The sequence below is a fragment of the Methyloversatilis sp. XJ19-49 genome, from assembly GCF_024580145.1.
Classification (GTDB): domain Bacteria; phylum Pseudomonadota; class Gammaproteobacteria; order Burkholderiales; family Rhodocyclaceae; genus Methyloversatilis.
On the sequence record NZ_JANINI010000001.1, the window covers coordinates 106,129 to 132,895 of the forward strand.

Annotated in this window: 25 protein-coding genes; 5 read left to right on the top strand and 20 right to left on the bottom strand. The window is 66.6% G+C overall.

The genetic code is table 11. The features are described from left to right. Window positions 1–2: 2 nt before the first annotated feature. From NMQ16_RS00490 to NMQ16_RS00515, 6 genes are all read right to left on the bottom strand, one after another. Window positions 3–1,547, bottom strand: a complete 1,545-nt coding sequence (locus NMQ16_RS00490) for an NAD(P)H-hydrate dehydratase (RefSeq protein ID WP_257078498.1) — start codon at window positions 1,545–1,547, stop codon at window positions 3–5. A gap of 54 nt (window positions 1,548–1,601) precedes the next feature. Beyond that, window positions 1,602–2,267, bottom strand: coding sequence for a ligase-associated DNA damage response endonuclease PdeM (pdeM, locus tag NMQ16_RS00495; protein ID WP_257078499.1), 666 nt, complete (start codon window positions 2,265–2,267; stop codon window positions 1,602–1,604). A gap of 4 nt (window positions 2,268–2,271) precedes the next feature. Then, the gene (locus tag NMQ16_RS00500; RefSeq protein WP_257078500.1) at window positions 2,272–4,962 is read right to left on the bottom strand and encodes a ligase-associated DNA damage response DEXH box helicase; all 2,691 of its coding nucleotides are present in this window, start codon (window positions 4,960–4,962) and stop codon (window positions 2,272–2,274) included. Between the two features lie 61 nt (window positions 4,963–5,023). Continuing rightward, on the bottom strand, window positions 5,024–5,608 hold the full coding sequence (locus NMQ16_RS00505) for a DNA-3-methyladenine glycosylase I (protein ID WP_257078501.1): 585 nt from the start codon (window positions 5,606–5,608) through the stop codon (window positions 5,024–5,026). Beyond that, the gene (locus NMQ16_RS00510) at window positions 5,608–8,298 is read right to left on the bottom strand and encodes a bifunctional acetate--CoA ligase family protein/GNAT family N-acetyltransferase (protein ID WP_257078502.1); all 2,691 of its coding nucleotides are present in this window, start codon (window positions 8,296–8,298) and stop codon (window positions 5,608–5,610) included. Before NMQ16_RS00510 ends, NMQ16_RS00505 begins: the two co-directional genes overlap by 1 nt. Before the next feature lie 255 nt (window positions 8,299–8,553). After that, window positions 8,554–10,227 (bottom strand): ATP-binding protein, encoded by a 1,674-nt coding sequence (locus tag NMQ16_RS00515; RefSeq protein WP_257078503.1) that lies wholly within the window; start codon window positions 10,225–10,227, stop codon window positions 8,554–8,556. A 103-nt stretch (window positions 10,228–10,330) separates the two neighbouring features. Between NMQ16_RS00515 and NMQ16_RS00520 the strand changes: the two genes are divergently transcribed. Next, window positions 10,331–10,882, top strand: a complete 552-nt coding sequence (locus NMQ16_RS00520) for a bifunctional 2-polyprenyl-6-hydroxyphenol methylase/3-demethylubiquinol 3-O-methyltransferase UbiG (RefSeq protein ID WP_257078504.1) — start codon at window positions 10,331–10,333, stop codon at window positions 10,880–10,882. Here NMQ16_RS00520 and mnmH read toward each other — a convergent pair. Together mnmH and NMQ16_RS00530 are read right to left on the bottom strand one after the other, a co-directional pair. Further along, a complete protein-coding gene (gene mnmH / locus NMQ16_RS00525) occupies window positions 10,834–11,952 on the bottom strand; it encodes a tRNA 2-selenouridine(34) synthase MnmH (RefSeq protein WP_257078505.1) in 1,119 nt (372 codons plus the stop codon). The genes NMQ16_RS00520 and mnmH overlap by 49 nt on opposite strands. 145 nt (window positions 11,953–12,097) lie before the next feature. Then, window positions 12,098–12,739, bottom strand: coding sequence for an arylesterase (locus NMQ16_RS00530; RefSeq protein WP_257078506.1), 642 nt, complete (start codon window positions 12,737–12,739; stop codon window positions 12,098–12,100). On the opposite strand from NMQ16_RS00530, the gene NMQ16_RS00535 reads away from it, so the two are divergent. Further along, entirely contained in the window at window positions 12,738–13,427 is a 690-nt protein-coding gene (locus tag NMQ16_RS00535; protein WP_257078507.1) for an ABC transporter ATP-binding protein, read from the top strand. The genes NMQ16_RS00530 and NMQ16_RS00535 overlap by 2 nt on opposite strands. Before the next feature lie 73 nt (window positions 13,428–13,500). Here the strand turns inward: NMQ16_RS00535 and NMQ16_RS00540 are convergent, their stop codons facing one another. The 8 genes from NMQ16_RS00540 to arsS are packed head-to-tail and all read right to left on the bottom strand — an operon-like array spanning window position 13,501 to window position 22,101. Next, window positions 13,501–14,574 (bottom strand): FAD-dependent oxidoreductase, encoded by a 1,074-nt coding sequence (locus tag NMQ16_RS00540; protein ID WP_257078508.1) that lies wholly within the window; start codon window positions 14,572–14,574, stop codon window positions 13,501–13,503. Next, a complete protein-coding gene (locus NMQ16_RS00545; protein WP_257078509.1) occupies window positions 14,571–15,326 on the bottom strand; it encodes a DUF3047 domain-containing protein in 756 nt (251 codons plus the stop codon). The genes NMQ16_RS00540 and NMQ16_RS00545 overlap by 4 nt, the downstream gene beginning before the upstream one ends. Next, window positions 15,320–15,952: a TIGR04282 family arsenosugar biosynthesis glycosyltransferase gene (locus NMQ16_RS00550; protein ID WP_257078510.1), complete on the bottom strand. Its 633-nt coding sequence runs from the start codon at window positions 15,950–15,952 to the stop codon at window positions 15,320–15,322. The genes NMQ16_RS00545 and NMQ16_RS00550 overlap by 7 nt, the downstream gene beginning before the upstream one ends. Then, entirely contained in the window at window positions 15,945–16,631 is a 687-nt protein-coding gene (locus NMQ16_RS00555) for a TIGR04283 family arsenosugar biosynthesis glycosyltransferase (RefSeq protein ID WP_257078511.1), read from the bottom strand. The genes NMQ16_RS00550 and NMQ16_RS00555 overlap by 8 nt, the downstream gene beginning before the upstream one ends. Next, window positions 16,628–18,778: an FAD-dependent oxidoreductase gene (locus NMQ16_RS00560; protein ID WP_257078512.1), complete on the bottom strand. Its 2,151-nt coding sequence runs from the start codon at window positions 18,776–18,778 to the stop codon at window positions 16,628–16,630. The genes NMQ16_RS00555 and NMQ16_RS00560 overlap by 4 nt, the downstream gene beginning before the upstream one ends. Beyond that, a complete protein-coding gene (locus NMQ16_RS00565) occupies window positions 18,775–19,737 on the bottom strand; it encodes a metallophosphoesterase (protein ID WP_257078513.1) in 963 nt (320 codons plus the stop codon). The genes NMQ16_RS00560 and NMQ16_RS00565 overlap by 4 nt, the downstream gene beginning before the upstream one ends. Continuing rightward, window positions 19,734–21,128: a sodium:solute symporter gene (locus NMQ16_RS00570; RefSeq protein ID WP_257078514.1), complete on the bottom strand. Its 1,395-nt coding sequence runs from the start codon at window positions 21,126–21,128 to the stop codon at window positions 19,734–19,736. The genes NMQ16_RS00565 and NMQ16_RS00570 overlap by 4 nt, the downstream gene beginning before the upstream one ends. A 10-nt stretch (window positions 21,129–21,138) precedes the next feature. Further along, window positions 21,139–22,101, bottom strand: a complete 963-nt coding sequence (gene arsS / locus NMQ16_RS00575; RefSeq protein WP_257078515.1) for an arsenosugar biosynthesis radical SAM (seleno)protein ArsS — start codon at window positions 22,099–22,101, stop codon at window positions 21,139–21,141. A 134-nt stretch (window positions 22,102–22,235) separates the two neighbouring features. Between arsS and NMQ16_RS00580 the strand changes: the two genes are divergently transcribed. The 3 genes from NMQ16_RS00580 (at window position 22,236) to NMQ16_RS00590 (ending at window position 23,984) form a co-directional block, all read left to right on the top strand. Next, on the top strand, window positions 22,236–23,225 hold the full coding sequence (locus NMQ16_RS00580; RefSeq protein WP_257078516.1) for an MDR family oxidoreductase: 990 nt from the start codon (window positions 22,236–22,238) through the stop codon (window positions 23,223–23,225). A gap of 106 nt (window positions 23,226–23,331) precedes the next feature. Continuing rightward, a complete protein-coding gene (locus tag NMQ16_RS00585; protein ID WP_257078517.1) occupies window positions 23,332–23,649 on the top strand; it encodes a c-type cytochrome in 318 nt (105 codons plus the stop codon). A gap of 11 nt (window positions 23,650–23,660) precedes the next feature. Beyond that, complete coding sequence (locus tag NMQ16_RS00590) at window positions 23,661–23,984, top strand: cytochrome c (protein WP_257078518.1); 324 nt, start codon at window positions 23,661–23,663, stop codon at window positions 23,982–23,984. Window positions 23,985–24,063: 79 nt separating this feature from the next. Here NMQ16_RS00590 and NMQ16_RS00595 read toward each other — a convergent pair whose 3' ends face one another. From NMQ16_RS00595 to minC, 4 genes are read right to left on the bottom strand one after another with little or no spacing between them, the layout of a single operon-like run. Next, window positions 24,064–24,843 (bottom strand): fused MFS/spermidine synthase, encoded by a 780-nt coding sequence (locus NMQ16_RS00595; protein ID WP_257078519.1) that lies wholly within the window; start codon window positions 24,841–24,843, stop codon window positions 24,064–24,066. Next, window positions 24,840–25,097, bottom strand: coding sequence for a cell division topological specificity factor MinE (gene minE / locus NMQ16_RS00600; RefSeq protein ID WP_069040319.1), 258 nt, complete (start codon window positions 25,095–25,097; stop codon window positions 24,840–24,842). The genes NMQ16_RS00595 and minE overlap by 4 nt, the downstream gene beginning before the upstream one ends. Before the next feature lies 1 nt (window position 25,098). Next, on the bottom strand, window positions 25,099–25,914 hold the full coding sequence (gene minD / locus NMQ16_RS00605; protein ID WP_257078520.1) for a septum site-determining protein MinD: 816 nt from the start codon (window positions 25,912–25,914) through the stop codon (window positions 25,099–25,101). Between the two features lie 21 nt (window positions 25,915–25,935). After that, window positions 25,936–26,715 carry a septum site-determining protein MinC gene (minC, locus tag NMQ16_RS00610; RefSeq protein ID WP_257078521.1) on the bottom strand — a complete coding sequence of 260 codons (780 nt, stop codon included), beginning with the start codon at window positions 26,713–26,715 and terminating at the stop codon, window positions 25,936–25,938. Window positions 26,716–26,767: the final 52 nt, after the last annotated feature.

Sequence of the window (26,767 nt, forward strand, 5' to 3'; positions counted from 1 at the left end):
GGTCAGAGCGGGATATGGCTGACTTCCTGCAGATCGGTGCCGGCGATCAGCGCATTGAAGGCAGCGCGCGCCGATTCGATCACTTCGCCGGCGGTCAGGCCATTCGGTCCCTTGCCCAGCGCGACCAGCCGGTCGCCGGCCAGCCCGTGCAGATGCACGCCGCCGATCAGCGCCAGATCGGCCGGCCAGCCCTGCGCCAGCAGACCGGCGATCAGCCCGGTCAGCACATCGCCCATGCCGGCCGACGCCATGCCCGGATTGCCGGTGGTGTTGATGAACCAGCGTCCGTCGGCCAATGCGATCACGCTGCCGCAGCCCTTTAGCACGGTCGCGGCGTGGTAGCGGCGCGCGATGGCGCAGGCCGAGGCGATGCGGTCTTCCTGCACCTGCGGCGTCGTGCTGCCGAGCAGACGCGCCGCTTCGGTGGGGTGTGGCGTGAGCAGTGTCGGCGCGCTGCGGTCGTGCACCGCCTGTGCCAGATCCGGATGTTGCGACAACAGATTCAGCGCGTCGGCGTCGAGCACCAGCGTGGCGGTGGTGGTAATCGCCTCGCGCATCAGTTCAAGCGCCGCCGGGCTCTGACCCAGACCCGGGCCGATGGCGACGCAGGTCGCCAGGTCGCCGGTCAGGATTTCACCCGGCGAGCGGATCATCAACTCGGGCTGTTCGGGATCGAGCGGCAGGGCGGCGTGGTCGAGCATGCCGACATAGACACGGCCGGCCCCCACCTTCAAGGCGGCGCGCCCGGCCAGCAGCGCGGCACCGGCCATGCCGCGCGCGCCGCCGATCAGCACCGCATTGCCGTTGGTGCCCTTGTGACTGTTGCGTGCGCGCGGGCGCAGCAGGTGGTCGAACAGCGCTCGGCCGACCTGCCAGCCGGACGGCCGCGCGACCAGCGCGCAGTCAAGTCCCAGATCGTGCAGCGACAGCTCGCCGCAGTGGTCAGGCCCGTCCAGCGTCAGCAGGCCGGGTTTCAGCGCGATCATCGTCGCCGTGTGCGACGCACGGATGGCGCGACCCAGCACGCGGCCGGTGTCGGCGTTCAATCCGCTCGGCACGTCGATGGCCAGCACCGGGCAGGTCATGTCATTGACCGCATCGATCCAGGCCGCGTGCTCGCCTTCGACCGGTCGGGTCAGGCCGATGCCGTACAGCGCATCGACCACCAGCGAGTACTCGCCCTGCGGCAGACGCGGCAGGGTGACACCGCCAATGGCACGCCAGGACGCCCAGGCCGATACTGCGTCGGTGGCTTGCGCATGCTCGTCGCCGATGTAGGCCACGATCACGTCGAAGCCGGTCTGACGCAGCTGACGGGCGATGACGAAGCCATCGCCGCCGTTGTTGCCCGGCCCGCACATCACGAGCACGCGGCCGTGCCGGCCACCCATGATTTCCATCGCCTTGGCCGCCCCGGTCGCGCCGGCACGCTCCATCAGGCGCGGCGAGCTGCGCGGTGCATAGTGCCGCTCGATGCGCCGCAGCGCCTCTGCGCTGTAGAGCGCAGGCAGCGAAGCGGTGTTCAGGGCGTTCGGGCTGATTGGCATTCGGATTCCGGAAAACGGGTGTCGCCGCGCGACGGATCATGCAAGCGCTGCATTTTAGGCCTTGCCGCGCCGGCGTGCCGAGGCATGCGGCACTTCCAGCACGCGGTCGGCGGCAGCGACGAAGCAGCGCATGCCGGCCTCGGGTTCCAGCGTCATGTGTCCGGTGAAGCTGCCGAAGGCCGGCAGCAGGCCGACATCCGGGCCGAAGGCGAAGCAAGGGAGGCGCAGCCGGTCGCCTCCCGCCTCGACGCGCAACGCCGGATGGATGTGGCCGGCCAGCACGTAATGGCCCGGTCGCGCATCCGGGTGATGGCACAGCGCGAACGGCGCCATCAGCATGGGCTCGTCGACCACGGTCAGCCCCAGTTCGGTCGGCACCCCTGCGTGCATGTCGTGGTTGCCGCGCACCAACACCCACTCGACGCCCGGTGTGCGCAGCCCGGCCAGCGACGTCATCAACGCCGGCTGGCGTGCTTCGCGGGCGTGCAGCAGGTCGCCGAGAAACACGACGCGGGCCGCCCCCGTGCGGGCGAGCAGTGCCGCCAGCCGGTCCATCGTGTCGTCGCTGGTACCCGAAGGCACGGCCACGCCGCGCGCGCGGAAGGTCAGACCCTTGCCGAAATGCGCATCGGCGATCAGCAGGGTGGATTGCGCCGGCCACCACAGCGCACGTTCGGCGAGCAGCGTCAGCGATTCGCCGGCAAGGTCGATCTGCAGCATGACTTCAGGGCCCGGCCGCTTTTTCCAGCAGCGCCACCATGCGTGCCACCCGCTCGGACAGCTGTTCGCTCGACAGCCGCTCGCGGAGCCGCGCCACCAGAAGCGGAAACGCGAAGGGCGTCATCGACGGCGGGCGGGTGATGCAGTGGCGGGCGGCGCGCATCGCAGCCAGCGTGCCGGCGATGCGGTCGGCATCCAGTTCGTCCTGCAGGGCTTCCAGCTTTGCCTGGTGCAGAAGCAGGTTGTCCGGGTCGTGGCGCGAAAACACGTCGAACAGCAATTCGCTGCTGACCTGCAGCTGGCGTGCGGTCTTGCCCTGTCCCGGATAGCCCTGGAAGGTCAGGCCGGCCACCCGGGCGACTTCGCGAAAGCGGCGGCGCGCGAGCTGGGCGGCGTTCAGGCAATGTTCGATGTCGGCATCCAGCGCGTTGCCGGACAGCAGACCGGCCGAGAATTCCTGCGCCCAGTCAACCGGAGAGGCCGACAGCAGCTCGAAGCCGTAGTCGTTGAACGACAGCGAAAAGGTGATCGGCCGGCTGCGCGAAATGCGCCCGGCGAGCAATGCGGCCAGCCCGGCATGCACCGGCCGGCCGGCGAACGGGAAGAAAAAGGCGTGATGCCCTTCGCGCGACTGCATGACTTCGATCAGCAGTTCGTCTTCGCGCGGCAGCGCCGACCAGCCGCGCTGCACGTCGAGCAGCGGGCGCAGCGCCTGCATTTCCGGCTCCGGGTAGTCGCCTTGCGCGGCGAGTGCGATCAGCGTACGGATTTCCTGCGCCAGTTCGCTGGACAGCGGCATGCGTCCGCCAGCCCAGCGCGGCACCGTGCCGCGCGCCGCGTTGCCGGCGCGCACCAGCGCCTGCATGTCACGCACCGCGACCAGTTCGAGCACCCGGCCGGCGAACAGGAAACAGTCGCCCGGCTTCAGACGGCCGATGAAGGATTCCTCGACCTGACCGAGCCGGCCACCGGCCAATGCCGCAGCGCCGGACGCGGGGGCGCTCTGACCGCCGCTCTTTCCATTGCTCTTTCCACCCCTCGCCCAGCGCACATCGACAGCCGAATCGGCGGTGATGGTGCCGATCTGCATGCGGTGGCGGCGGGCGATGTCCGTGCGCGGCACGCAGTGACGACCGCCAGCATCGCGTTCGACCTTGCGGTAATCCGGATAGGCAGACAGCGACGCGCCGCCGCGGCTGACGAAATCCATCGCCCAGTCCCAGGTGCCGTCGTCCAGCGCGCGGTAGGCATGAGTGGTCCGGATTTCCGCCTTCAGCGCGTCAGCATCGAAACCGCCGGCCAGCGCCAGCGTCACCAGGTGCTGCACCAGCACGTCCACCGGTGCCTCCGGGCTGTGGCGCGGTTCGATGCGCCCGGCTGCGACTGCGCGGCGCGCGGCGGCCGAATCGATCAGTTCCAGGCCATGGCCGGGCACGCAGGTGGCGTGCGGTATGCGGCCGGGTGCGTGGCCCGAGCGGCCGGCGCGCTGCATCAGTCGCGCCACACCCTTCGGCGAGCCCAGCTGCAGCACGCGCTCCACCGGCAGGAAGTCCACGCCCAGGTCCAGGCTGGAGGTGCATACCACGGCGCGCAGCGTGCCGTTCTTCAGCCCGGCTTCGACCCACTCGCGCACCTCTCGCGACAGCGAGCCGTGGTGCAGCGCGATCAGTCCGGCCCAGTCCGGGCGCGCCGCCAGCAACGCCTGGTACCACAGCTCGGCTTGCGACCGCGTGTTGGTGAACAGCAAGGTCGACGGACTGGCGTCCAGTTCGGTCAGCACGGCGTCAAGCAGCTTCACACCCAGATGGCCGGCCCACGGAAAGCGTTCGGTGCGCGCCGGAATCAGGCTGTCCAGCTTGACCGGCCGGTCGACTTCGCCGGCGACCCGTGCGCCCCCCGGACCGCACAGCACCTGCATCGCATGGTCCGGATTACCCAATGTGGCGGATAGGCCCCATACCGGCAGCGCAGGATTCCACTGCCGCAGCCGGGCCAGCGCGAGTTGCGTCTGCACGCCGCGCTTGTTGGCGATCAGTTCATGCCACTCATCGACCACTACGGCACACAGCCCGCCCAGCTGATCGCGCGCGGTGTCGTGCGACAGCATCAGCGTGAGGCTTTCCGGCGTGGTGACCAGCGCCTGCGGCCACGCGCGTGCCTGGCGGGCGCGCTCGGCCGAACCGGTGTCGCCGGTGCGCAGGCCGACATCCCAGTCCAGACCGAGCGCGCGCGCCGACTCGCCCAGCGTCAGCGCGGTGTCCGCAGCGAGTGCGCGCATAGGGGTGATCCACAGCACACGCAGCCCCGGGGCGGGCTGGGCCGCGGCCCGCAGCAGCGCCCCGAGCCACACCGCCAGGGTCTTGCCCGATCCGGTGCCGGCGTGCAGCAGGCCGCTGCGGCCCTGCTGCAGATATGCCCACACCGCGCGCTGGAACTCGAACACACGCCAACCCCGCTCGGCGTAAAGCCCTTCGATGCGCAGCTGCAACGCGGCGAAGTCGGGCAGCGAACCACCGGCACGCCGGGCACGTCGGGCCGGCCGGGGCGGCACGCGCTCGCCTGTCTGCCCGGCCGCCTGCTCGCGCTGCTGCTTCGCCCGCGCGGCGCGCAGCTGCCGGCCGAGCGAAGACGACGCGACAATGCGCCGGACGTCGGCACGCGTGGGTTCGTCGGACGGTATTTCCGGATCGGACATCAGGGGTGGGTGGCTGGCAGACGGTGCACAGACTATCCGTCCGCCGCGCGGTTCGTGCGCGTCAGGCCAGCGGACGCACCAGTTCGCGGTGACGGAAGCAGTCGACAATATGGTCATTCACGACGCCAACCGACTGCATCCAGGCATAGACGATGGTGCTGCCGACGAAGCGGAAGCCGCGCTGGGCAAGCCGCTTCGACAGCTGGTCCGACAGGTCCGTCGTCGCCGGGCAATCGGCCGGGCGGCGCCAGTGGTTGATCAGCGGTTGTCCGTCCACGAGCTCCCACAGCAGTCCGGCGAGTGTTTCGCCGCGCTCGTGCAGCGCCAGCAGCGCGCGCGCATTGCCGATGGTGGCGTCGATCTTCAGCCGATTGCGCACAATGCCGGCGTCGGCCATCAGTCGCGCACGATCTTCGTCACCGTAGCGCGCGATGCGTGCGGCGTCGAAACCCTCGAAGGCGCGCCGATAGGCTTCGCGCTTGCGTAGTATCGTGATCCACGCCAGACCGGCCTGCGCACCTTCGAGAATGAGCCGTTCGAACAGCGCCGCCTCATCGCGCACCGGCACGCCCCATTCGGTGTCGTGATAGGCGACGTACAGCGGGTCCTGTCCGCACCAGCTGCAGCGGGCAGACAGTGCGCTCACTACGGACGCAGTTCCAGTTCGCCGTTGAACAGCGAACTGTCTTCCGGGTCGCGGTTGATGTGGAAACCCAGGCTCTGCACGAAGCGCAGCATGCGTTCATTGTTGGCGAGAAACACGCCTTCCATCACCTTGAGCCCGCGTTCGCGCGCGGCTTCGATCAGCAAACCCATCATCGTGCGGGCGAGTCCCTGACGCTGCCACGCATCCGCAATCACAATGGCGAATTCGCACGATTCACCATCCGGATTGACGACATAGCGACAGACGCCGATCTGCTCTTCGCTGTCGCCATCACCGGTAATGGCCACCAGCGCCATTTCGCGGTCGTAGTCAATCTGCGTCAGGCGGGCCAGCAAAGGGCCCGGCAACTCCTTGATCGTGCTCATGAATCTAAGATAGCGTGTTTCCGGCGACAGGGCGCGCACAAAGTCGGCTTCGCGGTCGGAATCTTCCGGCCGGATCGGGCGGATGATGGCGCGTGCGCCATTGGGCAGATTCACCACGTGTTCCAGTCGCGCCGGATACGGGTGGATCGCCATGTGCGAGTAGGGCGTCGCGGTCGGCAACACGTCGGCAAGAATGATGCGCGCATCCACCGCCACGCAGCCGCGCTCGTCGACAAGCAGCGGGTTGATGTCCATCTCGCGTATCCAGGGCAGCTCGCACACCATTTCGGACACGCGGATCAGCACCCGCTCGAGCGCGTCCATGTCGATCGCCGGCATGCCGCGGAACTGGCCCAGCATGGCCGATACGCGGGTACGCTGGATGGCATCGCGCGCCAGTTCGACATTGATCGGCGGCAGCGTGACCGCGCGGTCGCGCAGCACCTCGATGCGGGTGCCGCCATGGCCGAAGCTGATGACCGGCCCGAACACATCGTCGTGCACCACGCCGACGAAAAGCTCGCGTGCATTGGGCTTGGTCACCATGGGTTCGATCGATACGCCGGTCAGCCGGGCATCGGGCTTGCGCCGGCCGACTTCCGCCATCAGTTCCTGCCAGCAGTCACGAACTGCGCGCAGGTTGTCGACATGCAGCCGCACGCCGCCGACATCGCTCTTGTGCGTGATGTCGGGCGAATCGATCTTCATGGCGACCGGCAGGCCCATTTCTTCAGCGTACACCATGGCTTCGGTCGCGCTGCGCGCGACCACGGTCTGTGCGATCGGAATACGGAAAGCGGCCAGCAGCGCCTTCGATTCCATTTCGGTCAGCACGGTGCGCCGCTCCGACAGCGCCGTCTCGATCACCAGACGGGCCGATTCGACCGACGGCGGATCGAGGTCCTGCGCCAGCGAGGCGGGTGCATGGCGCAACAGCTGCTGGTTCTGGTAATAGGACGAAATATGATGGAACAGCTCGACCGCCGGCTCAGGCGAGCGGAAGGTCGGCAAATGCGCCGCCTCGAACAGCGCACGCGCGGCGCGTACCTGTTCGCCCCCCATCCAGCAGGTCATCAGCGGCTTGTGCGCGGTGGCGGCGATGGCGATGACGGTTTCAGCCACGGCAGTCGGCTGCGTCATGGCTTGCGGTGTCAGCAGCGTCAGCACGCCGTCGACACCCGGATCCGCCAGCACAGCCTTGAGTGCGGCGCCGTAACGTGCCGCATCGGCATCGCCGATCAGGTCGATCGGATTGGCATGCGACCAGGTCGGCGGCAGCGCACCATTCAGCGCAGCCATCGTTTCCGGCGACAGCGCGGCCAGTTCGATGCCCAGATCGGCGGCGCGGTCGGCCGCCATGACGCCCGGCCCGCCGCCGTTGGTCACCACGGCGAGCCGCTTGCCCGAAGGCTTGAAGCCAGTAAACAGCGCGTTGGCCGCCGAGAACATCTGACCCATGTTCGCCAGGCGCACCACGCCGGCACGGCACAGCGCCGCGTCAAACACATCGTCCGAGCCCACCATGGCGCCGGTGTGCGACGCCACCGCCCTGTTGCCCGCCGGATGACGTCCGACCTTGATCGCCAGCACCGGCTTGACCCGAGCGGCGGCGCGTAGCGCACTCATGAAGCGGCGGGCATCGCGAATGCCCTCGATGTACATGAAGATGCTTTCGGTACGCGGGTCGGCAATCATGTAGTCGAGGATTTCCCCGAAATCGACATCGATCGATGCACCCAGCGACACCACGGTCGAGAAGCCGACACCATTCGTCTGCGCCCAGTCGAGCAGGGCCGTGCAGATGGCGCCGGACTGAGAAATGAGACCGATGCTGCCGGAGATGCCGGCGGCGTGCGCAAAGGTGGCATTCAGGCCGATCGCCGGTCGCATCAGGCCGAGGCAGTTGGGGCCGATGATGCGCACGCCACCGCGCTTGGCCGCGATACGGGTGCGCCGCTCCAGTTCGGCACCTGCCGGACCGCTTTCGGCGAAGCCGGCGCTGATGACGATCGCCGACTTGATACCGGCGCGGCCGCATTCCTCGATCAGTCCGGGCACCGTGGCCGCCGGCGTGCAGATCACCGCCAGATCGGGCCGCTTGCGCAGGTCATCGAGACGCGCCATGCAGGGCACACCCAGAACCGCATCATGTTTTGGATTGATCGCATGCAGCGCGCCGCTGTAGCGCGCGTCGAGCATATTGCGGATCAGCACCGCGCCGATCGAGTCGTGCCGCTCGCTGGCGCCGACGATGGCGACCGACTGCGGTTCGAACATGGATTTCAGATAGTGCTCGTACTGCATGGGGACTCCCTTGGCGCGGCGATGTCGTCAGCGGTGGCGGCGGTGATTGCCAGCCTTGCTGCTGCCGTACGCGGTGATGCCTGGCACCTTGACCTCAGTATATTGCATCGCAACACAAGTTCCGCCTGTGGAAATCCACAATCTTTATAAAGCTGAAATTAAATATATTAAATTAATTACTTGAGCAGTATTTCTAAGGTTGAATCTCGAAATAAATAAATGTGCAACTGCAATATCAACACATTGACACCGAACTCAGCCAGCCGGGTCGGGCAAGGTGAAGTAGAAGCTTGCGCCTTTGCCGGGTGCGCCTTCGGCCCAGATGCGACCGCCATGACGGTGCACGATACGCTGCACGGTCGCCAGTCCGATACCGGTGCCGCTGTTGTCGGCCTGATCGTGCAGTCGGTTGAAGGGGCGGAACAGCTGTGACACGTGTGCCATGTCGAAGCCGGCACCGTTGTCGCGCACGTGGAACACGACTTCGCGATTGCGCAGCCGGGCATCGAATTCGATCTCGGCCGGTGCGCAGGCGGCAGTGAAGGCCCACGCATTGCGCAGCAGGTGTTCGAGCATGACGCGCGCAAGCATCGGGTCGACGCGCGCCATCAGGTGCAGGCCGATCGACACGCGGGCTTCGCGTTCGGGCGCCTCCGCATGCAACTCGCGCGCGATGGTGCGTGCAATCGCCGACAGGTCGACCACCACCCGGCTGATCGGCGCCCGCGTCAGCCGCCCCAGTTCGATCAGGTCGTCGATCAGGGTCGACAGCTTCTGCGACGCGGCCCGTATGCGTGCGAGATGGCTGTGCGCCATCTTGTCGAGCTGATCGCCGTAGTCCTCGATGATGATCTGCGAAAAGCCGTCGATCGCGCGCAGCGGGTTGCGCAGGTCATGCGACACCGAGTAGGAAAAGGCCTCCAGTTCGCGATTCGACGCTTCAAGTTCAGCGGTACGACGCTTCACGCGCCGTTCGAGTTCGGCATTCATGTCATACAGCGTCGATTCGGCCTGCTTGCGCTGCGTGATGTCCTCAATGCTTCCGGACAGGCTCTCCAGGCCGCCGCTGCCGTCGAAGCGGGCACTGATCGCGATTTCGAGCCAGCGCGCCGGCTGACCGGCAGTGTGGGTGCGCACCTCCACCTGCATCGAATCGCGGCGACCGTCGAGCAGCGGTTCCAGCCGTGCCAGCAGATAGCGCGCTTCGTCCTTCGACAGCCAGCGCAGAACACGCTGGCCGATGGCCTGCGAAACCGGCTGACCGGTCAGGTCTTCCCAGGCGCGGTTCAGGTAAGTGAAGCGGCCCCGGGCATCGATGCGGAAAATGACTTCGCGCAGGTGATTCACCATTTCGCGGTGGCGCGTCTCCAGCTCACGCAGCGCGCGCGTGGACTGCACGAATGCACTTTCGTCGCGCCCGGTGCCGCGATAGCCGCAGAACTCGCCTTGCGCATCGGTCACCGGTCTGCCGCGCAGATCGATGTGGCGCACGCTGCTGTCAGGGAGCCGCAGCACCAGATGCAGTTGCATGGGCTGACGCGCCTGGATCATGCGATGGCACTCCTCCCAGTCACCGTGCACCGGGGACAGCGCGTCGATCTTCCAGAACTGAAGGCCGTTGACCACAACGATGTCCAGCGCATTGCCGAGCACCGGACGGGTCTGCGACACGCGAAGCCTCATGCCGGAATCGGTTTCCCAGTGCCAGTCTGCCGCGAGGTCGGCAAAGTCCTGCTGGCGCAGGTTTTCGTTGTCCTGGACGGCCAGGCGCTCGGCGGCAAGGGTCAGCTGCCGTGCAGCCGCCGCACCGATGCCGCTGGCAATGAGGAAAACGGCAAGGCCGATCGGTACGGACACGCTGGCCGCAACAACGCCGGCAAGAATGGCCAGTGGCAGCGCCCGCCACAGGAAGAAACCGCGGGCGGTCATGGGGGAGGCCGGCATATCGGCAGTGCGAAACATTGTTTTCCTTGAAGTGCCTCGGATGATAATGCCGCCCTGACTGCTCGCATCCCCGAATAAAGGCCTGCCGATGCCCTCTCATTCCCACTTTTCCGGTCAGACGCCATCGCAATGGGTCACCCGTTTCTCTGCGCTCTGTGCGCCGGGCTCGGAAATCCTCGATTTCGCCAGCGGCGCCGGGCGGAATGCCCGTTGGCTCGCCGGCCACGGATTCAGCGTGCTGGCGGCCGATCGTGATCCGGCAGCGCTGGCCGAACTGGCCGATGTGCAAGGCGTGCGCACTCTGTGCACCGATCTCGAAAAGGAGCCGTGGCCCTGGGTCGCAGACAGCTTCGATGCGGTGGTGGTGGCGCGCTACCTGTTCCGGCCGCGACTGGCGGAGCTGGCCGCGTTGCTGCGACCGGGCGGCGTGCTGATCTACGAAACCTTCATGCTGGGCAACGAGCGCTTCGGCAAGCCGACGAACCCGGATTTCCTGCTGCGGCCGGACGAACTGTTCGACTGGGCGCGCAGTTGGGGACGCGTTCTGGCCTTCGAACAGGGCGAACTGAGCGCGCCGGCGCCGGCGATGATTCAGCGCATCTGCGCGGTGCGCGCCGACACGTCGTCGAGAGTGCCCTGAGCGGTTTGCAGGATGATCCGTGCCGCCAACGCATCTATACCTGCTGCGTCCAGCCTGTCGGCCTCGAAGGTGGGCGCATCGGGGTGGCGTGCAAAGTTGTACTGCTGTGATCGTCGGTACAGCGGGTCATAGTGCTGTTCCAGCAGTGCCGCGACGAGGGTGCGCCAGTCGCCGGCGCGCGCCAGCGCCGACCAGGCGTCTATCGTTTCATGTCCGCGCAGATCGGTCAGCCGTTCAAGCTCGGCAATCAGCGCCTCGGCATCGCTCGTGAGGTAGTCGTAGTCGCGCAGCAGGAAGTCCGTACGGGCGGCCACCGAAGCATCGATGCGCAGGCAGGGCGCCGCCCTCATGCGCTCGATCAACTCGTTCGGCAGCGAAACCCGGCCGATGCGCCGGCTTTCCGCTTCGGTGAACACCGGACGCGCCGGATCAAAGGTCGCCAGCACCGCATGCAGCTGAGATTCGAACCAGCGTTGCGGCGGTTGCGGCTGGCCCGGCTGTCTGCCCAGTACCGAACCCTTGTGCACGGCCAGCGCCTCCAGATCGAGCACCTGTTCGCCACGTGCGGCCAGCCTTTCGAGCACCCGGCTCTTGGCGCTGCCGGTCGGTCCGCTCAGCACGCGGAAATCAAGCTGGGCGGGGGCTGCGGCGAGCCGGTCGAGCACATCGCGACGGTAGCGCTTGTAGCCACCTTCGAGCTGGTGCGCGTCCCAGCCGACCTGGCGAAGTACGGTGACGAAGGCGCCGCTGCGCTTGCCGCCCCGCCAGCAATAGATCAGCGGACGCCAGTCCGGCCCCTTGTCGTGGAAGGTTTCCTGCAGGTGGCGGCCGATGTTCAGGGCAACCAGCGCCGCACCGCGCCGCTTGGCGACGAAGGGCGACACCTGCTTGTAAAGCGTGCCGATTTCGGCGCGCTGCGCGTCGTCGAGTGCCGGGCAGTTGATCGCGCCCGGCACATGGTCGAGCGCAAACTCGGCTGGCGAACGGGTATCGATGAGGGCGTCGAAGTCGTGCAACTGAAGGATCGACGCCATTCCCGCCGGTCGCCGCAGAATGGGAGCGTCGCTCATTGCCGGTTGTTCCTGTGCATGACAGCCTTGTCAGGGAGAACTGCGGCCGGCGATGGTAGCGTGCCGGACGATGGTCGAGTGATGGGTTGCCGCGTTACGACATCTATGTATGCAGCGCCTGTTCGACCCGCAGGCCGGACCGCAATCACCGCTGGCGCGTGGCCGAAGCCGTGTCGGCCACCTTGCCGAGCAGAGGCTTGAGCGGCGTCCAGATGTTGTCGACGATGCGCGACTGTGCGCTGGCAACCGGATGAATGCCGTCCGGCAGGAAGCTGCGCGGATCGGTGGCGAAACCATCGAGCAGGAAAGGCAGCAGCGCCGAGCGGGTCGTTGTGGCCACCTCGCTGAAGGCAGCGGAGAACTTTTGCGTGTAGTCGGGGCCGTAGTTCGGCGGCAGCTGCATGCCGGCGATCAGCACCCGGGCGCCGGCCGCCTGTGCCTTGCGCGTCATGGATTCGATGTTGTCGCGCATGCTTTTGACGGGCAGGCCGCGCAGGCCGTCGTTGGCGCCGAGCGCGAGAATGACGATGGCCGGCTTGTGCGCCGCAAGCGCTGCGTCTATGCGCGACAGGCCGTTGGCCGTCGTGTCACCGCTGGTGCTTGCATTGACGACCGAATGGGCGTAACCCGCCTGCGCCAGCTTCTGCCCGAGCAACACAGGCCATGCCTCATGCTGGCGCAGACCGTAGCCGGCTGACAGACTGTCGCCGACCACCAGCAGTGTCTGCGCCTGCAACGGCAGCGCAGCGAACACCATGCACAACATCGAGAACAACACTTTTTTCATGCCTACAGACACTCCGGAAACTCGCCCGACCGTCCTTGAAGTCATCGGGCTGGGCAAGCAGGTGAGCAGCGGGAACGCGCCGCTGCAGATTCTTCAGGATATCGCCTTCACGGTTCGTGCCGGCGAAGCTTTGGCCATTGTCGGCGCCAGCGGTTCAGGAAAATCGACCTTGCTCGGTCTTCTGGCCGGGCTCGACCTGCCATCTGCCGGCTCGGTCAGCATCGCCGGGCAGGACATCTTTGCGCTCGACGAAGACGCCCGCGCCCAGCTGCGCGGCGAAAAGGTCGGCTTCGTATTCCAGTCCTTCCAGCTTCTGCCGGCGCTGACCGCGCTCGAAAACGTCATGCTGCCGCTGGAACTCGCAGGCGTCGACCGGGTGCGCGAGCGCTCGGTGGCACTGCTGGAACGGGTCGGCCTGGGCGGGCGGATGACGCACTACCCGCGCCAGCTGTCGGGTGGCGAGCAGCAGCGGGTCGCGCTGGCGCGCGCCTTTGCGCCCGAACCCGGACTGCTGCTGGCAGACGAACCTACCGGCAATCTCGACGCCGCGACCGGCGCATCGGTCATTGACCTTATGTTCGACATGAATGCCGAACAAGGCACCACGCTCATCCTGGTGACGCACGACGAAGCGCTGGCGTCGCGCTGCACACGCCGCATCCGCCTCGCCGCCGGCAGGATGACCTGAGATGCAAGATTCAAGATGAAAGATGCAAGTAGGTCGTTCCTTGAATCTTGAATCTTGCAACTTGAATCTGCCGCTAGCCGCCGAAACGGCGCATGAATGCGCGGTCAATGCGGTCCTTCCAGCGCCATACCCAATCTCCCTGCAGCGACCAGCCGCCGCGTGAGGCGATGGCGTGGCGACGGCCGCAGGCAAGCAGCAGCAGGGCCTGTGTCTGGGGTGTCCAGAGCTGCAGCGTGTCGCCCCGCGCGGCGCGCAGCAGGTTGGCGGCCAGTGGCGGACCGGCGCGCACGGCAAAAACGCCCGACTTCGGGCGAGGCGAATCGATCATCGTCGCCACGTCGCCGGCGGCGAACACTTCAGGGTGTGACAGTGATTGCAGCGTCGGGCCGGTCGCGATGAAACCGCGTTCGTCGTTTGCCAGACCGCTGCCGCGCAGCCAGGCCGGCGGGGCGGCGCCGGTGGCCCACACGGTGAACTGGCTCGGAATGCTGCGACCGTCTCCGAGATTCAGCGCGTCGCCATCGACTCCGGACACGCGCGCATCGGTCACCACGTCTATCCGCTGACGCGCCAGTTCGATCATCACCCGCCGCTGCAGGCGCACTGACAGTCCGTCGAGTATGTGGGGCGCGCGGTCGATCAGGGTGCAGCGCATCCGTGGTTGGCGGTGATGCAGCGCCATGATGATTTCGACGCCGGCCGCCCCGGCGCCGACGACTGCAGCAGAACGAGCGGCGCGGGCGGTGTGCCAGCTTTCGAGCAGTTGACCGATCGGCTTCACCGGGTGCGCGCAGGTGTCGGCACCCGGCAGATCGGGGATGCGCGGCGTCGAACCGGTGTCGATCGACAGCATGTCGTAGTCGATCACCTCGCCGCTGGCCAGCCGGATCTGCCGCTGCCCGGCATCCAGTGACACCGCGGCATCCAGCCTGAGCGCGCAGCCCGCCCGCGCTGCCAGCGGGGCGAGATCGATGCAGGCCTGCCGGTAGTCGTAATGGCCGGCGATGACGCCCGGCATCATGCCGGAGTACGGCGTCAGCGCATCGGGCGTGATCAGGCTGACCACCGCGTCGGGCTGTTCGCGCGCAAAAGCTTCCAGCACGAACAGGTGGGCGTGACCGCCGCCGAGCAGGACGAGACGTTTCATGGGGGTGGCTGCAGCGGTGACCGGGCGGTGACCGACAGGTCTCCGAAATAACCGAGGGTCTGTCCGCCGGTGTTGTCGCTGTCGCTCGCCACGACGATGCCGGTCACGGCCGGCGGGTCTTCGCCGAAAGCTTCCCGGAAATCCTCGACCAGATTGCGGGTCACGTCGCGCCAGCTGCCGGTCGGCGAACCGGCGCCGTCGACGGCGATCATGCGTACCCGGTCGGTGTAGGCGCTCCATGCGCGCGAGCCCGGCGCGGCGCGCGTGTCCCACACGTAGCACAGCACGGCGGTTGGAATCTGCTCGCCGTAGAAGGTGCGCGCCAGCCGGATTTTCGTGCGCGTGCCGAAAGACAGCTTCGACAGATCGAGATCGAACAGCACATAGACGCGCAGCGCGTAGTCGTCGCCGTCCCGCGTCGCGAAGCGCCCGGCGGCTGGCAGTACATCGGCGCGCCAGCGCCAGTTCAGCCAGGGCGTGGCGAGCGGATCGAAGCGGCGGGTGTGGATCAGCGCCGAGGCGGCATTCGACGCCTCGACACGAAGCACGGTCAGGCCATCCAGTTCGGCCAGCCGGAAATCGGCCGGCGCTGCCTTGCCGCCCAGCGTGTAGGCGGTCCAGCCCGACACGGTCGATCCGGCGGGCTGAGTCGAAAAGGCGGGCAGCGACAACGAGTCTGCCGCGGCCGCCGACACTTCGCAGGTCAGCGCCAGCGCGATGGCCAGCAGCAGCGCGCGCAGGCGGGTCAGCACGGTTCGGGCACCAGCAGACCTTCGGCCACGGCGCGTCGATAGTCATCCGGCCGGTCGAGGTCGTAACCGGTCGCGAGCACATGCGTGAGCAGGCCGAGCCGCTCGATCACCGCAAGGGTTTGCGACCACACCCCGGCGCTGCCCCACGCGATGCCTTCGAACAGGGTGGCTTGCCGTACGCGCAGCCCCACCAGCAGATAGCCGCCATCCTCTGCCGGAGCGAACACCGCATCGTGGCGGCGCAACGCAACACCCGCTGCGCGCAGGTCGGTCGACTGCAGCGACACGGCGTCGGCGCCGATCAGCAGCGCACCTGCATGGCGACGAAGGGCGTCGTCGAAGGCCTGCGTCATGCGCGTGCCGATGTCGCCGTCGCTCTGGGCGTGCAGCGACACGCCGTACCGGTCGCGACAGCGTTCGAAGAAGTCATGGCTGCAGTCCGGTGCACACCACAGTTCGACCGGTCCGATGGCCGCGTCGGCGGCCACCTGCAGCGCACGTTCGGTCAGCTGCGCACCGATACGCGCCGCGCCGTCGGCGCCCAGCAGGGGCATCAGCCGCGTCTTGCTGCGGCCGGATTCGGGCGCCCGCGCAAACACCAGTACCGCCGTTCCGGATTCACTCATGATGCGGCCGGTAGTCGCGCGCCAGATCGACCGGATCGGCACCGAAGAAATAACGCAGGCGCAGGCGCCACATCAGCAAGATGGTGCGCAGTACCCCCTGGCGCTCCCAGCGGCGGCCCGACGTGATGACGCGCGCGCGCAGACAGGCCGGTCGCGACCTCGCCCTCGCACGGGTGGAAAAGTCGATGTCTTCCATCAGCGCGATCGGCGCGTAGCCATCCAGTGCATCGAACAGTGTGCGCGTGCAGAAGATCGCCTGATCGCCAGTGGCGATGCCGGTCAGGCGGGAACGCAGGTTCATCATGGCGGCGACGACCGCGAGCAGCGGGTGGCGACCTTCGATGCGCACATCGAACCGCCCCCACTGCGCACCGGCTGCGATCGCTCGATCGATGCGTGCGAGCGCGTCGGGCGGCAGCTGCGTGTCGGCGTGCAGGAACAGCAGCACGTCGCCGGTCGCCTCCTGCGCACCGGCGTTCATCTGCAGCGCACGACCGCGCGGCGCGCGTACGACGCGGGCGCCATGCGCGGCGGCGATCGATGCGGTGGCGTCGAGACTGCCGCCGTCGGCGACAATGAGTTGCATGCCGCAGACGTCGGTTGCCGGCACGCGCGACAACGCATCGCCGATGGTCGCGGCTTCGTTCAGCACCGGCAGCACGACGGACAGTCGACTCATCCGCGCATCCAGGCGTGATAGCGCGCGACCCACGCGAGCAGCGTCTGTGGCGCATGCGCCTTCTTCCAGACGCCGGCGGCAAACTTGTTCGCCTCATTCATCGTCGGGTAGATGTGGATGGTGCCCAGCAGTTTGTTGAGCCCGAGGCCGTGCTTCATCGCCAGCACGTATTCGGCGATCAGTTCGCCCGCGTGTTCGCCTACGATAGTCACGCCCAGGATGCGGTCGCGCCCGGGTACGGTGAGCACCTTGACGAAGCCGTGCGCCACCTCGTCGGTGATCGCGCGGTCGAGGTCATCCAGTTCGTAGATCGTCACTTCGTGCGGAATGTTGCGCGCCTTCGCGTCGGTTTCGTTCAGACCGACGCGCGCCACCTCGGGTTCGGTGAAGGTGGCCCACGGAATGACCGAGTAGTCGACCGCAAAGCGTCTGAAGCGGCCGAACAGGGCATTGACTGCGGCATACCACGCCTGGTGCGCCGCGGTGTGCGTGAACTGGAAAGGGCCGGTCACGTCGCCGCAGGCGAAGATGTTGGGGTAGAGCGTTTCCAGGTAGTCGTTGGTATCGACCGTCCGGTTGGCCCGCAGCGTGATGCCCAGTTCTTCCAGACCATAGCCGCTGACGTTGGGCGTGCGTCCGACGGCGCACAGCAGCGTGTCGAATTCGATGCGTACTTCACCCTCAGGGCCTTCGGCGTACAGTACTTTCGCATCGCCTTCCCGCGCAAAGCGCACCGCCTTGTGGCCGGTCAGCGCACGCACGCCTTCTTCCGCAAAACGCGCTTCGACCAGCGCCGACACGTCAGGGTCTTCCCGTCCCATCAGTCGCGGTGCCATTTCGACCTGGGTGACCGCCGCGCCGAAGCGCGCAAATGCCTGCGACAGTTCGCAGCCGATCGGGCCGCCACCGAGCACCAGCAGACGGCCGGGCAGGGTGCGCAGCGACCACAGCGTGTCCGAGGTGAGCAGATCCATCGTCTCGATGCCGGGTATCGGTGGCACGAAGGGGCGGGCGCCGGCTGCGATGACGATGTTGCGCGTGCTCAGCGTGCGCGTGCTGCCGTCGTGCTGCGTCACCTCGACCGTCCACGGCGAGGTGATGCGCGCCCTGGCGTCGAAGCAATCGACACCCAGCGCGGTATAGCGGTCCACCGAATCATGCGGTTCGATTGCACGCACCACGCGCGCGACGCGCTCCATCACATCGGCGAAATCGAACTGAGCGCTCGCTTCGCGCACGCCGAGCGATTTCGAGTGCGCGATCTGTGACAGCAGCCGCGCCGAGCGGATCAGCGCCTTCGACGGCACGCAGCCGGTGTTCAGGCAGTCGCCGCCCATGCTGTGCTGCTCGACCAGCGCCACCTTCGCCTTCACTGCGGCGCCGATGTAGGCGGTGACCAGACCGGCACTGCCGCCGCCGATCACCAGCAGGTTGTAGTCAAAGTGCGCCGGCTTCGGCCAGCGGCTGAACACGGCACGACTGCGTACCGCATCGATCACCTTGCGGGCGATCAGCGGAAACACGCCCAGCAGCACGAAGGCCCCGATCAGCCCGGGCGACAGGATGCCGGACAGCGATTCGATACGACCGATCTGGGTGCCTGCATTCACGAACACGATGGTGCCGGCCAGCATGCCGAGCTGGCTCACCCAGTAGAAGGTGCGTGCCGGCAGCGCGGTCAGTGCCATCGCCAGATTGACCGCGAAGAACGGGAACGCGGGCACCAGACGCAGCGTGAACAGATAGAAGGCACCGTCCTTCTCGACGCCGCGGTTGATCGACTCGAGCGCCGTGCCGAAGCGCGCCTGCACCCAGTCGCGCAACAGGAAGCGCGCGATCAGGAAGGCGAGCAGGGCGCCCAGACTGGATGCGAAGGACACGATGACCAGTGCCTTGGCGAAACCGAACAGGGCGCCGCCGGCCAGCGTCATGATCGCCGCACCTGGCAGCGACAGCGCCGTCACGACGACGTAGATCGCGAAGAACACCGCGGCCGCCCCCCAGGGCGCCGCATCGACCTGGTCGGTCAGCATGCGCTGCTGCGCCTTGAACCAGGCCAGATCGAAGAAGCGGCCGAGATCGAGGATGAAGAAGGCGGCGACCAGCGCCACGACCACCCCGAGCAGGGCGAGCTTGCGTGCGTTCATGGTGCCGCCTCTTCAGGTGTCCAGTCAGGGCCGTGATCAATGCGATCGCGGTAGTTCAGTGCGGCCGCCGAGCCGTCGGGCCACTGCGCGGTGAATTCGGCTCGCCAGGCCGCCGGATCGTAGTCGAGCGCGAGCGCATCGACATGCAGCGCGCCGACGCGCGTGCCGTACAGCACCGGATGCGGCGACGGCGTCAGTGCGATGCGGCTGATGACGCCGCACAGACGGCCGCGGAAATTGGGCATGCCTGCAGCGCCGTTGTTGATGACCGCATGACCGTCGAATCGCCTCAGCGCCGGCAGGCAGGTATGGCTGCTGGCGAACACGTCGCAGCGTGCGCGGGCAAACAGCTCCGCGTAGCGGGCGCCGTACGCCGGCTGTCGCAACGCTCGCGCGTCAAAGGACCAGCCAGCCAGCGAATCGGCGTCGCCATGGACCACGCCGACGCGGGCGTCGCCGATGCGTACGCCGCGCCAGAAATCGAGCGCCGCCAGTTCGCCGCGCCAGTGCGGGCCGTGACAGGCGGTGCGCGACAGCTGTGAGTGGATGAGGTTGGAGCGGTCGACCAGCGCCTGGGGCACGTCGTCCGGGTAGCTGCAGCCGCAACCGGCATCCCCGGATCCATCGGCCAGTTCGGCTTCGACGTTGCCGGCGATCACGTCATGCGCGAGCACACGCCGCTGCACGTCGCCAAAGCGGGCCGGGTCGATGTCGAACCAGTGGAAGTCACCGTTGAAGAGCAGGCGTGCGTCGCCGTACTCACCGTTGAACAGGTGCTCTACCGCATCAAGCGCCGGCCGGTTGCCGTACAGGCCGCCGACGACATACAGCGTATCCGTCACCAGGTCGGCGCGGGTGTCTGCCAGCGCGGCCGCACCGTAGCGGTAATGCAGCGGACAACTGCGGCCGGGGTCGGCGAGACCGTCGTCGGCCGTGCTGTCGACGAGATCGGAGTTCATCGCATCCGCCCTGCAATCAGCGGCGGCAGCAGATAGCCTGCGGTGCATAGCAGCAGTCCGTAAAGGTTCACGCCGAGCAGTTTGGCGTACTTGCCGGTGCCTATGGCCCAGCTTTCCGGAATCAGCCCGGCCGCCAGCAGCACACCCAGCGCGAGCCCGGTCCAGAACGCCAGATGGAAGGACCACATCGCGGCTCGCGTGCCCGGCTGCGTGAAGCCGGCGAGCAGGAAGATGGGCGCCAAGCCGATCACCATGGTGCCACTGATGGTCGTCGCCTTCAGGATATCGGTGCCGGCAATCATCGGCAGATTGCCGATGATCGAGAACAGCGCCATGGCGCCCATGCCGAGGGCGATGGCGCGCTTCGGCTCCGGGCGCCCGGCCAGTTGCGGCAGTTCCTGCGCCACATGCCGGGCCAGGGACGAGAAAGTCGAATCGAGCGTGGAACCTGCGGCGGCCACCATGACGATGGTCATCAGGAACAGCGCCGCCGGACCCATGCTTCGGGCGAGTGCTGCCGGCACGTTGTCGCCGCCGGCAAGACCTTCCAGCCGGGCATGCACACCAACCAGCGAAAACAGCAGGATGCACACGAAGCCAAGCGCGCCGGCCCAGACGAAGGCGCGCAGCATGCGCTTTTCTTCGGTGATGAAGCCGCGGTCGGTCAGCACCGGATCGTGGAAGGGGTAGGACAGCACCTGCAGTGCAGCGACCAGCAGCAGGTCGACACCGGCATCGAGCCGGAAATCGCCGGTGCTCGCGAGCGCCACCGGTCCGTGCGTCGGCAGTACCAGCAGCAGCACGACGGCGAAGAACAGCACGAACAGGCCGGTCTGCAGCACGTCGGTGTAGATCGACGAGCGCAGGCCACCTTTCAGGCTGTAGAACAACGTGGCGGCGGTGAACAGCAGCGCGGCACCGATGAATTCGGTCGAACCGGCCGGGCCGTAGTAGCCGCCGACGACCGCCGTATTGCTCCACACCTCGTTGAACAGGCGCACCAGGATAGCGATCGAGAAGGCCAGCGCCGCCAGCCTGCCGTGGCGGCCGGTCAGGAAGGACATCAGGCTGGTGGCGCCGTAGCGCCTGCGCAGTCTCAGGATGGCCCAGCCAGCCAGCGGAATCGACAACCAGTAGGTCGCATACGCCAGACCGCCGACGATGCCATAGGTCGCGCCAAGATTGGCCGCGTTGGTGATCGACTTGGCGAAGATCCACGAAATGAAGATGCTGGCGCCGAGCGCCCAGGTGCCGGCCGGGCGACCCGCTTCGTCGTGGCCGTCGAAGAAGCCGGCCCGCCCGACGGCACGCGGCGAAAGCGCATACATGCCGACGCCGTACAGCACCAGAAAGCCCCAGAAGGCGACACCGAACACCACCGGATCATTCATGCTGGACCCTTCAGACGAGCGCGCCGGCGCAGGACGAGCCCTGTCCCGCGGTGCAGCCGTAGCAGTGATCCATGACGACGATGGGCGTGCCTGACACGTCGCGGCCGATCAGTTCGGAGAGGTGCACACGCGGCCGGCCATCGATGCGCAGCGACAGACCCAGCATCTGGTTGAAGTCACAGTCGTAGACATGGCCTTCCCAATCGACGCTCAGCAGATTGCGGCACATCACGCTGTCCAGGTTATCGTCGCGGTGGGCGGTGCGCAGCGTCTGCATGTAGCTGTTGAACTGCCCCTTCGATACCAGCGTCGACCCGAAACGCTGGATCGGCATGTTGGCCAGTGTGTAAAGGCGGGTGAACACGATGCCGAATGCGCTGCCGAGGTGATCGCGATACGACTGCTCCAGTGCTGCCTGTGGCGGTGGCAGCGACGGCCCCTGCGGGTTGAACACCAGATTCAGTTCGAGCCCGGAACCGGGCTGTCCATAGCCGAGCGCGTTGAGTTGCTGCAGTGCAGCGATGCTGCGCGCGAACACGCCATCGCCGCGCTGGCGGTCGACGTTGTCCTCGAGATAGCAGGGCAGCGACGCGGTGACCTGCACCTGATGGTCGGCCAGAAACCGCGCCATGTCCTCGTAGCCGGGTTCGGACAGGATGGTCAGGTTGCAGCGGTCGATCACGGCGACGTCCAGCTTCCGCGCCTCGCCGACCAGCCAGCGGAAGTGCCGATTCATTTCCGGCGCGCCACCGGTCAGATCGATCAGGCGCACGTCGGAGGCGCGGATGAAGTCGAGTACGACCTGCAGAGTCGCCAGACTCATCTGTTCGGTGCGGCCGGGCCCCGCGTTGACATGGCAGTGCAGGCAGCTCTGGTTGCAGGTGTAGCCCAGATTCAGCTGCAGGATTTCTGTGTGGCGGCGGGCAAGCGGCGGGAAGTCGGTCGTTCGCAGGAGCGGAAGTGTGGCGTGCATGCGTGATTGAGCCCTGTGGCGATGCGATGGAGAATGTGAGTGGAAGACCGTTGTCGCCGCCGCAACCTTACTGCTTTGCGGGCCAGCAAGTATCCTGCGCGCTGCAGACCGTCAATGACCGGAGGAAACCGAAGATGTTCAAGGCCATATTGCTGGAGCAGGGCGCAGACGGCAAGACGATCGCCCGCCTGAGCGATGTCGAGGACGCGGCACTGCCCGAAGCCGATGTGCGCGTTGCCGTGCAGTGGTCCAGCCTCAATTACAAGGATGCGCTGGCGATCACCGGGCGCAGCCCCATCGTGCGCAAGTGGCCGATGGTGCCGGGCATCGATTTCGCAGGCGTGATCGAGCACAGCGACCATCCGTGCTGGAAGGTCGGCGACAAGGTCGTGCTGACCGGCTTCGGCGTGGGCGAGGGCCACTGGGGCGGTCTTGCACAACGTGCTTCGATCAAGGGTGACTGGCTGGTTGCGCTGCCGACCGGCTTCGATGCGAAGCATGCGATGGCCGTCGGCACCGCCGGCTTCACGGCCATGCTCTGCCTGCTGGCGCTGGAACGTCACGGCCTGAAGCCGGGCGACGGCGAAGTACTGGTGACCGGCGCCAGCGGCGGCGTGGGTTCGGTGGCCGTGGCACTGCTGGCCAGTCTGGGCTATCGCGTGGTGGCGAGCACCGGCCGTCTCGACGAAACCGACTACCTGAAGTCGCTCGGCGCCGAATCGGTCATCGATCGCGCGACGCTTTCGGCACCGGGCAAGCCGCTGGCGCGCGAGCGCTGGGCCGGTGTCGTGGACAGCGTCGGCTCGCACACACTGGCAAACGCCTGCGCCGCCACGCGCGAGAACGGCGCAGTCGCCGCCTGCGGGCTGGCCCAGGGCATGGATTTTCCGGCCACCGTCGCGCCGTTCATCCTGCGTGGCGTGACGCTGTACGGCATCAACAGCGTCACCGTGGCGCACGGACCGCGCGAACAAGCCTGGGCGCGCATCGTGCGCGACATGCCGATGGCCAAGCTCGACGCCATGACGCAGGTGGTAAGGCTCGATGAAGTGCTCGACGTCGCGCCTCGTTTCCTCGAAGGGAAAGTACGCGGTCGCCTGGTGGTCGATACGGCGGCAGCCTGAATCTGCATGCCGCGCAGCACGCAGCGGTTTTGACGGTCACCCCGTCCTTCGCTACACTGCGCGGCGATTTTCCGAAATAAGTTCAACCTTCAAAAAGAGATCATCGATGAGCGCCAGAACCGTTCTCGCTGTCGCAGCCCTCTGTGTCAGCCCGCTTGCCTTCGCCGTCGAAGGCAATGCAGAAGCCGCCAAGGACAAGGTCGCCATGTGCATCGGCTGCCACGGCATTCCGGGTTACCAGACCGTGTTTCCGAAAACCTACAAGGTGCCGCTGATCGGTGGCCAGTACCCCGAATACATCGTCGCCGCGCTGCAGGCCTACAAGAGCGGTGACCGCAATCACCCGTCGATGAAGGGCATTGCCGCCAGCCTGACCGAACAGGACATGGCCGACATCGCGGCGTACTACTCCGCGCAGAAATGAGGAAGGTCGTGATGATCAAGAAAACGATGGTGGTTGCAGCCGCTGTGCTGCTGGGCAGCAGCTTCGCGTTCGCAGGTGACGTGGCGCGCGGCAAGGAAAAATCGGCTGCATGCGCGGCCTGTCACGGTGCCGACGGCAACAGCCCGGCGCCGGCTTTCCCGCGCATCGGCGGGCAGCACGAGGACTATCTGTTGCAGTCGCTGCTGTCGTACAAGAGCGGTGCGCGCAAGAATGCCATCATGGCCGCCCAGGTCGGTGCGCTGAGCAAGCAGGACATGGCGGATCTGGCGGCGTACTTCGCATCGCAAGCCGGACCGCTGGTGTCGCGTCGCTGAACATCCGCTTCGGCAATGGAAAAAGCCGGCATTGCCGGCTTTTTTTGTGCGTCCCGAGGTCTGAAGCAGGCGCGCTCGTTCAGATCACCAGGCGGCCCCCCGCGCAATAACCAGCCTGTTCGATCCGGCTCAGGCTGGGTGCCAGATTCAACCCGGTATCGGCACGCAGACGCTGCGCCCGGGCGCGCAGCACGTCCATCGACAAGCCAGTTCCATGGTCGGTCGACGCGATGCAGATCGCGTTGCCCTCGTTGAGCGAGGGCAGTACCAGCGCGCGCCCATCGTAGGCATCCATCACCCGCTGTGCGCTGGCGCGAAAACCGCGCGTGCGACCGAACAGGTTCAGACAGACCCGTCCGCCGGGCGCGAGCCTGGCCCGACAGGCGCGATGGAAGGCTTCGGTATCCAGTGAGTTGGCCCGCGCACGGTGATCGTAGCCATCGACCAGGATCAGGTCCCATTGCTGCTCGCTGGCCGCGACGAATGTCGCGCCGTCGTCGATCACGATGCGCAGTCTTCCGTCTTCCGGCGGCAGGCGGAAGTAACTGGCGGCCGCCGCCGGCATGCGCGGATCGATCTCGACCACGGTCAAAGCCGACTGCGCGCAGTTTCGGTACAGGAATTTGGTGACCGATGCGGCACCCAGGCCGATGATCAGCACCTGCGCAGGCCAGCTCTCGTCTGCCGCCAGCAGCAGCGGCAACATCATTTCACGCGTGTATTCCAGTTCCAGCGCAAACGGGCGCGCGACGCGCATCGCACCCTGTATCCACTCCGAACCGAAGTGCAGGTAACGCACGCCGGCCCCCTCGGACACGTCGATCGAATGACGCGGCGCGCGCGGTACGGTGAGGTTCAATTGCGCTGATCGGGCAGCACGATGTTGACTTCAAGCACCTCGTAGTTGTCCTGCTTTTCGAGCTGTACCTTGATGTCTTCCGGATTAACGCGCACGTATTTCGAGATGACCGCCACCAGTTCCTGCTGCAGCGCCGGCAGGAAGTCGGCCGACGAATTCGCGCCGCGTTCGCGGGCAATGATCAGTTGCAGCCTTTCCTTCGCGATCGATGCAGTTTTCGGCTTCTGGCCGAAAATCAGTGACAGCAGCGACATGTCACTTCCCTCCGAACAGGCGCTTGAGCAGGCCGGGCTTTTCGTAATCGACGAAGCGCAGCGGGCGCTCTTCGCCGAGGAAACGGGCCACCACGTCGGCGTAGGCCTGCGCGACATCGCTGCCTTCCATGTGAATCGCCGGCGTACCCTGATTCGACGCCTGCAGCACGATTTCAGACTCCGGGATGACGCCCAGAACCGGAATGCGCAGGATTTCCTGCACGTCGCCGTAGCTGAGCATTTCGCCGTCGTTGGCGCGCTTGGGCGAATAGCGGGTGATGACCAGATGCTCCTTCACCGGCTCGCGGCTTTCCTTGGCACGACGCGATTTCGACTGCAGGATGCCGAGGATGCGGTCCGAGTCGCGCACCGAACTGACTTCCGGATTGGTGACGATGATGGCTTCATCGGCAAAGGTGAGTGCCATGACCGCGCCGTGTTCGATGCCTGCCGGCGAGTCGCACACGATGTAGTCGAAGCCCATGCCGACCAGATCGTTCAGGATCTTCTCGACGCCGTCCTCGGTCAGCGCATCCTTGTCGCGGGTCTGCGACGCCGGCAGCACGAACAGGTTGTCGCAATGCTTGTCCTTGATCAGCGCCTGCGTAAGGTTGGCTTCGCCGTGCAGCACATTCACGAAGTCATACACGACCCTCCGCTCGCAGCCCATGATCAGGTCGAGGTTGCGCAGGCCGACGTCGAAGTCGATGACGGCTGTCTTCTTGCCGCTCATGGCGAGGCCGGACGAAAAGGCGGCGCTGGTGGTGGTCTTGCCCACGCCGCCCTTGCCGGATGTGACGACTACGATACGGGTCACTCTTGTTCTCCCTCTGGTGTTTCAGGTGGTCGCCAGTGCAGCGACATCAAGTACCTGTTTATCTTCATGTTCCTGCAGCCGCACATGCGCCGGCTTGCGCAGCAGCTCGCTGTGCGCGGTATGTTCGAAGGTGCGGTAAACGCCGGCGATCGAGACCAGTTCGGCTTCGAAGCAGGTGGTGAAGATGCGCGCCTGCACGTCGCCCGACGCACCCGCCAGCGCACGCCCGCGCAGCGGCGCGTAGATATGGATGTTGCCGTCGGCGATCACCTCGGCGCCTGCGCTGACCATGGCCAGTACGATCAGGTCGCAGCCGCGGGCATACACGCGCTGACCGGAACGCAGCGGCTTGTCGATGATTTCGGCACGCCGGGCCGCTGCTGGCGGTGCGACCACCGGCTCGGGCGCCTCGGCGATGACGGTCTCGACTTCTAAGACCGGCTCGACGACCGGTTCGGACACGGGCGCCCGGTCGGGCTGCGCATCGCCGGCCACGACCGCAAAGCCCAGTGCGCGTGCGGCCTCGGCAGCAGCGTCATCGGCCCCCTGAACCGCGACGGCGGTCAGTGCGTGGCGGGCCAACGCGTTCCGGATGCCTGCCCAGTCGGGCGCAGCATCCGGCGGCAGCGCGCTTGCGTCGATGACCACGGGTTCGCCCGAGAAAAAACCCGGGGTTGCACCCAGCCGCGCGTCCAGCGCTGCCGCGACCGATGACGCATCTGCCGCGTGCAGCAGCGCACGCATGGCTTCGAGCGTGGCGCTTTTGAGTTCTACGGCCGGGGGAGCGGGCTTGCGCGCCATGAGGTGTCCGCGGGAAATTTCGAAAGTCTACATAGTGACCGGAGCACCGGCA

Excerpts from the sequence above, each read along its gene's own strand:
- NMQ16_RS00490 (WP_257078498.1), bottom strand. The coding sequence starts at position 1,547 with ATGCCAATCAGCCCGAACGCCCTGAACACCGCTTCGCTGCCTGCGCTC.
- pdeM (WP_257078499.1), bottom strand. The coding sequence starts at position 2,267 with ATGCTGCAGATCGACCTTGCCGGCGAATCGCTGACGCTGCTCGCCGAA.
- NMQ16_RS00500 (WP_257078500.1), bottom strand. The coding sequence starts at position 4,962 with ATGTCCGATCCGGAAATACCGTCCGACGAACCCACGCGTGCCGACGTC.
- NMQ16_RS00510 (WP_257078502.1), bottom strand. The coding sequence starts at position 8,298 with ATGCAGTACGAGCACTATCTGAAATCCATGTTCGAACCGCAGTCGGTC.
- NMQ16_RS00515 (WP_257078503.1), bottom strand. The coding sequence starts at position 10,227 with ATGACCGCCCGCGGTTTCTTCCTGTGGCGGGCGCTGCCACTGGCCATT.
- NMQ16_RS00520 (WP_257078504.1), top strand. The coding sequence starts at position 10,331 with ATGCCCTCTCATTCCCACTTTTCCGGTCAGACGCCATCGCAATGGGTC.
- mnmH (WP_257078505.1), bottom strand. The coding sequence starts at position 11,952 with ATGAGCGACGCTCCCATTCTGCGGCGACCGGCGGGAATGGCGTCGATC.
- NMQ16_RS00535 (WP_257078507.1), top strand. The coding sequence starts at position 12,738 with ATGCCTACAGACACTCCGGAAACTCGCCCGACCGTCCTTGAAGTCATC.
- NMQ16_RS00530 (WP_257078506.1), bottom strand. The coding sequence starts at position 12,739 with ATGAAAAAAGTGTTGTTCTCGATGTTGTGCATGGTGTTCGCTGCGCTG.
- NMQ16_RS00540 (WP_257078508.1), bottom strand. The coding sequence starts at position 14,574 with ATGAAACGTCTCGTCCTGCTCGGCGGCGGTCACGCCCACCTGTTCGTG.
- NMQ16_RS00550 (WP_257078510.1), bottom strand. The coding sequence starts at position 15,952 with ATGAGTGAATCCGGAACGGCGGTACTGGTGTTTGCGCGGGCGCCCGAA.
- NMQ16_RS00555 (WP_257078511.1), bottom strand. The coding sequence starts at position 16,631 with ATGAGTCGACTGTCCGTCGTGCTGCCGGTGCTGAACGAAGCCGCGACC.
- NMQ16_RS00560 (WP_257078512.1), bottom strand. The coding sequence starts at position 18,778 with ATGAACGCACGCAAGCTCGCCCTGCTCGGGGTGGTCGTGGCGCTGGTC.
- NMQ16_RS00565 (WP_257078513.1), bottom strand. The coding sequence starts at position 19,737 with ATGAACTCCGATCTCGTCGACAGCACGGCCGACGACGGTCTCGCCGAC.
- NMQ16_RS00570 (WP_257078514.1), bottom strand. The coding sequence starts at position 21,128 with ATGAATGATCCGGTGGTGTTCGGTGTCGCCTTCTGGGGCTTTCTGGTG.
- arsS (WP_257078515.1), bottom strand. The coding sequence starts at position 22,101 with ATGCACGCCACACTTCCGCTCCTGCGAACGACCGACTTCCCGCCGCTT.
- NMQ16_RS00580 (WP_257078516.1), top strand. The coding sequence starts at position 22,236 with ATGTTCAAGGCCATATTGCTGGAGCAGGGCGCAGACGGCAAGACGATC.
- NMQ16_RS00585 (WP_257078517.1), top strand. The coding sequence starts at position 23,332 with ATGAGCGCCAGAACCGTTCTCGCTGTCGCAGCCCTCTGTGTCAGCCCG.
- NMQ16_RS00590 (WP_257078518.1), top strand. The coding sequence starts at position 23,661 with ATGATCAAGAAAACGATGGTGGTTGCAGCCGCTGTGCTGCTGGGCAGC.
- minE (WP_069040319.1), bottom strand. The coding sequence starts at position 25,097 with ATGTCGCTGCTGTCACTGATTTTCGGCCAGAAGCCGAAAACTGCATCG.
- minC (WP_257078521.1), bottom strand. The coding sequence starts at position 26,715 with ATGGCGCGCAAGCCCGCTCCCCCGGCCGTAGAACTCAAAAGCGCCACG.